We start from the raw sequence: 2,993 nt of genomic DNA on the forward strand, positions 1-2,993 counted from the left end.
CCGCGGGGTCGCTCTGCCATCCGGCCATGCCCGCCGCGAGACCTTTCATCACCGCCTCGTAGCCCTCGATGGTCGTCTGGTCCGGTGATGCGGGGGCGATCGCCCGATACCCGACCTTCGACACCGGGTAGGCGTAGAGGATCCGGGCGAGCAGCCCGCGACCCCGGAACTGGCGGTTGGCGGCGATCGCGTTGAGCACGGCGGGCTGCAGCATCAACCCGAGCGTGAGCGCGGGCCGGCGAATGTATTCGGGCGGTCGGCCTTTGCGGTCGACTTTCATCGGATCTCCGGAGTGGCCTTTGAGCCACACGTCCATGTTGGGGATGTTGTTGCTGTAGCGGCCGGCGATGATGTCGAAGATGCCGCCCTCGGCGGTGATGATCGCCAGCCGTCCGCCCTGCTCGGCGAGCACACTCGCGGCGGCCTCGGGGGTGATGTCGTCGGCGACCAACCGCGGCACCGCCGGAACCTCGATCGAGGCGGCGATCTGGGCCGCGCCGATCGCCTCGGCCATCGCCGTATCCCAATTGTCGGTGCTGGCCGCCTTGGCTGCCTCATGCTTGAGCTTCTCCGCGGCCTTCTCGGCGACCTGCTTACGGGTCTCGGACTCCAGACGGGTGGCCACACCGGTGTCGGCGAGTAGTTGCTCGGCGTCCAGTAGGGGCCGGACCATCGCCAGCTGCACCGCCGACTTACGTTCACCGGGGGCCGCGATCGTCGCGGTGTACAGGTTGAGCGGTTCGCGCCAGCCGCCGCGGATCTCGATCTCGGCGTGACCGCCGGTGCAGGCCGCCAGGGCGGACAGCACCGAGGTGGCGGGCATCGCCGGATCGGTTTGGGTGGCTTCAGCTACGGCGTGCACCATTTCGGCGATCGGGCCGGGCAACATGTCGACCGGGAACGCCGGTATCGGCGTGCTCTGCGTCAAGGGGATCGGGTCACCGTCGAACAGATCCTCGTCGGTGTCGGGCATCGGGTTGGCGTTGTCGGCGTTGGGAATCATCACACGACCCCTCTCAAAGCTCGGGCGGCGGCCTTCATATCGCCGTTGTGGTTGAGGACCGCGTAAGCGCGGAACTTGGTGTAGCCCTTGGGTTGTGATGCTTCAGTGACGTCGAACGGGGTGTTCGGGGAGTACACGAACAGGCAGCCGTGGCTGATAGTGGCCGAGCAGTTCGACGTCGCGGTGGGGTGCAGCCACCGGCTGCCGTCACCATCAGGATCACCGTCGCGGCATGCCCAGCCGTGCGGCATGAGGACGTCCGCCCAGGATGTTGCCGCGGTGAATTCGTCGGCGATCGACGGGCCGGAAAAACGTTGCGATCGGAGGGGTTTTCTCGGCGGTCCGACGCGGGGACGCTCGGCGATCAGATCGACCAGCCATGCCGGCGGCACGATCACCGGGTGATCGCAACGCACATACCGCTCACCGCTATCGGGGTGGATCGACGGCGCGAGCAATACATACCCGCCGTGGTCCTTGTACTCCAGCCCGGCCGGTAACCCAGCCTTGGACAGCTTGCCCGGCGGCCGATAGAAGAACAGGTGCAGTCCACCGGATCCGGTGATCTGGGTGAAGGTGGCCGGCAGTGGGCCATAGCGGTTTTCGAGTTCGGCGAGGGCCTGCAGTCCTTTACCGGGGTGGGGTCGCCGGTGGGGGCCGTCCACGTCGAGGACGAACATGCTCGCGGGCACGCGGGCGCCGATGTTCGCGCCGCGGTAGCGACCAGACCACCAAGAGACGACCTGATCGACGTCAGTTGTTGCGTCGAGGACCCCGCGTCCGCCCTTTATCGCTGGTGCCTTGCCGTGGCAGGGGAACACGGCCCAATGGTTTATCGCGGCCTCGACCGCGTGCACGCCGATGTCTGTGGCGTCGATGACGGTGGCGCCCAGTTCGCGGATCGCGTTCGCGGTGTTGATCAGGTCGGCGGCCCACCAGCTCACCTGTTGCGACGAAGCAAGATCGCTCATGCTGCCACCGCCCCGGCCGTCCGGGATTTACGCCAGCACACGGGGCCGCGGCGGCGCGACACTGACAGCACCGCGCGTAACCGTCGCCGACAGCGCAGGCAGCGGGTAATATCGGCGGTATTGGTGTTGTTACGAATTGGCCGGTTCTGTGGTGGGGCCGGTCTTTTTCGTGCCGGGCTCATGCCGAGGCCATCTCCTGGCTTTCGAGCCACGCCAGCACCACTGATTTCTTCCAGACCCGGCGCCTGCCCAGCTTGAAACTCGCGGGGCCACTGCCGATATGAGCCCAGTATCGCCAAGTCGACGCCGGTGTACCCGTCATCTGCTCGAGTTCGGGAGCTGATAAATAGATCTCGTTGTCCACCAGCCTATGCCTTCCTATGGTCGGTGCAGTCCCGATTTCCGGAACAAGAGTCAGTGTTACCGCGTTGGTTGCATTGGTCAACCGAAAAGGGGTATATTCCCGATCATGGGTAAGCAGTCCCCCGTAGAGACCGGTTTTCGGGATCGGGTGAAACGTGAGCGGGATCGTAACGACTGGTCGCAAGCAGACCTGTCAAAATTGCTGCAGCGCAGGGGATTAGAGCATATCTACCCCACGACAGTCGCCAAGATAGAAAGCGGTGAGCGGGCAGTCCGCATCGACGAAGCTGCGGCGTTGGCCGACCTTTTTGGAGTGTCCGTCGACGCGCTCCTTGGCCGCGGCATCAGGCATGACCTGGCTTACATACTGCGCGCTGTGCTCGACACTGCTCGTCGGTCGGCAGAGCAGGCTGCGGCGATTGACGACGCGCTCAGCGCCAGCCTTGTGGATCTGGACGCGCTCGACTTCAAGGGACGAGACGAACTTGAAGAGGAAATACTGCGCGCCCAGCACGCCATTCGGGAGGTGCACGGCGCATTTTCAAAGGTCACAAAGTTCAGGCTGCCCCCAGGTTTCCGGGTGATATTGCGGAAGAGTCTCGAAATACCCGAAACCCGCACAGTGCTAGTGGGACCAGAGGCCTCGGAATGAGACG

At 64.7% G+C, this 2,993-nt stretch carries 4 protein-coding genes; 1 reads left to right on the forward strand and 3 read right to left on the reverse strand.

The genetic code is table 11. From position 1 onward, the window contains the following. From ACLP9N_RS14890 to ACLP9N_RS14900, 3 genes are all read right to left on the reverse strand, one after another. The coding region (locus tag ACLP9N_RS14890; RefSeq protein ID WP_442408146.1) for a YfjI family protein at positions 1-1,003 on the reverse strand (1,003 nt) is incomplete at its 3' end. Continuing rightward, a complete protein-coding gene (locus tag ACLP9N_RS14895) occupies positions 1,003-1,974 on the reverse strand; it encodes a bifunctional DNA primase/polymerase (RefSeq protein ID WP_442408147.1) in 972 nt (323 codons plus the stop codon). The genes ACLP9N_RS14890 and ACLP9N_RS14895, both read right to left, overlap by 1 nt. Before the next feature lie 178 nt (positions 1,975-2,152). After that, positions 2,153-2,338, reverse strand: coding sequence for a helix-turn-helix transcriptional regulator (locus tag ACLP9N_RS14900; RefSeq protein WP_442408148.1), 186 nt, complete (start codon positions 2,336-2,338; stop codon positions 2,153-2,155). Between the two features lie 147 nt (positions 2,339-2,485). On the opposite strand from ACLP9N_RS14900, the gene ACLP9N_RS14905 reads away from it, so the two are divergent. Next, positions 2,486-2,989: a helix-turn-helix transcriptional regulator gene (locus tag ACLP9N_RS14905; RefSeq protein ID WP_442408149.1), complete on the forward strand. Its 504-nt coding sequence runs from the start codon at positions 2,486-2,488 to the stop codon at positions 2,987-2,989. Positions 2,990-2,993: the final 4 nt, after the last annotated feature.

The organism is Mycobacterium sp. (assembly GCF_052144515.1).
Lineage (GTDB): Bacteria > Actinomycetota > Actinomycetes > Mycobacteriales > Mycobacteriaceae > Mycobacterium.

Bases quoted from the DNA above. Each gene is read 5' to 3' on its own strand.
- ACLP9N_RS14895 (WP_442408147.1), bottom strand. From the start codon at position 1,974: ATGAGCGATCTTGCTTCGTCGCAACAGGTGAGCTGGTGGGCCGCCGAC.